General features: G+C 75.9%; 1 protein-coding gene. It reads left to right on the plus strand.

The annotated features are described in order from the left end of the window. Nucleotides 1-231: 231 nt before the first annotated feature. Nucleotides 232-1,635 carry a DNA-3-methyladenine glycosylase 2 family protein gene (locus FNH04_RS45745; protein WP_322725756.1) on the plus strand — a complete coding sequence of 468 codons (1,404 nt, stop codon included), beginning with the start codon at nucleotides 232-234 and terminating at the stop codon, nucleotides 1,633-1,635. Nucleotides 1,636-1,648 lie beyond the last annotated feature (13 nt).

The following is a 1,648-nucleotide window of genomic DNA, read 5'->3' on the forward strand; positions in this document are numbered from 1 at the left end:
ACCTCGCCCCATACCCCCGTATCGGCCTGAACGGCCACGGCCACGGCCACGGCCACGGCCACGGCCACGGCCACGGCCACGGCCACGGCCACGGCCACGGCCACGGCCACGGCCTCGTCCCCGAGTGCCGGACGGGCCGGGGACGGGCCGCCCACTCGCCCCACCCCTCGAAACGCCGTGTCCGAATCCCGCCAGTCCACCCGACCCGGATCGACCACACTGGAGGGCGTGATCGATGAAGAGACCGGGTACGAGGCCGTGCGGAGCAGGGACGGGCGGTTCGACGGGGAGTTCTTCTTCGCCGTGGAGACGACCGGGATCTACTGCCGGCCCAGCTGCCCCGCGGTGACGCCGAAGCGGCGGAACGTGCGGTTCTACCCGACCGCCGCGGCCGCGCAGGGCGCCGGGTTCCGGGCCTGCCGGCGGTGCCTGCCGGACGCGGTACCCGGGTCCGCCGAGTGGAACGTACGCGCGGACGTCGTCGGTCGTGCCATGCGCATGATCGGCGACGGGATCGTCGACCGGGAGGGCGTCGCCGGGCTGGCCCAGCGGCTCGGCTACAGCGCCCGCCAGGTGCAGCGGCAGCTCACCGCCGAGGTCGGTGCCGGGCCGGTGGCGCTGGCGCGGGCGCAGCGGGCGCACACCGCGCGGGTGCTGTTGCAGACCACCCTGCTGCCGATCACGGAGATCGCGTTCGCGGCCGGGTTCGCCAGTGTGCGCCAGTTCAACGACACGATCCGCGCCGTGTACGCCGCCACACCGACCGAGCTGCGCGCCTCCGCGCCCCGCAGGCGCGCCCCCGCCGCACCGGCCTCCGGGATCCCGCTGCGGCTGGCCTTCCGCGGGCCCTGTCAGTCCGGCGCCGTCTTCGACCTGCTGGCCGCCGAGGCGGTCCCCGGTGTCGAGGAGGTGAGCGGTGCGCACGGGCGTCGTACGTACCGGCGCACGCTCCGGTTGCCGTACGGCCAAGCGATCGTCGCCGTCGACGAGCGGTCGCACGGTGGCTGGCTGGACGCGCGGATCCGTCTCGGCGATCCACGCGACCTCACCACCGCCGTACAGCGGCTGCGACGGCTGTTCGACCTCGACGCCGATCCGTACGCCGTCGACGAGCGGCTCGGCCGCGATCCCCGGCTCGCACCGCTGGTCGCCGCGCGCCCCGGACTGCGGTCACCCGGCGCCGCCGATCCGGAGGAACTGGCCGTGCGGGCCCTCGTCGGCGCGGCGGAGGCGGGGAGACTGGTGACGGCGTACGGGAAGGCACTGGACGCACCGTGCGGGACGCTCACCCACGTCTTCCCCGAGCCCGCCGCCCTCGCGGACGCGGAGGACGTCCCCCCGGCCGTGAGCGCGCTCGCCACCGCGCTCGCCGACGGCACGCTGCGGCTCGACGCGGGCGTCGACCGGGACGACGCCCAGGAGACACTGCTGGCGCTGCCGGGCATGGACCCCCGTACCGTCGCCCTGATCCGCGCCCGCGCCCTCGGCGACCCGGACGTCGCCCCGCCGGACGCCGACGTCCCCGACACCTGGCGCCCCTGGCGGTCGTACGCCCTGCGCCACCTCAGGACCGCGAGCCGGCCGGGGCCGGCAGGGCGAGCCGAGCAAGCGGAACCACTCGAGACCGGAGTCTGACATGTCCCAGCAC

This window comes from Streptomyces phyllanthi, assembly GCF_009377205.1.
Classification (GTDB): domain Bacteria; phylum Actinomycetota; class Actinomycetes; order Streptomycetales; family Streptomycetaceae; genus Streptomyces; species Streptomyces phyllanthi.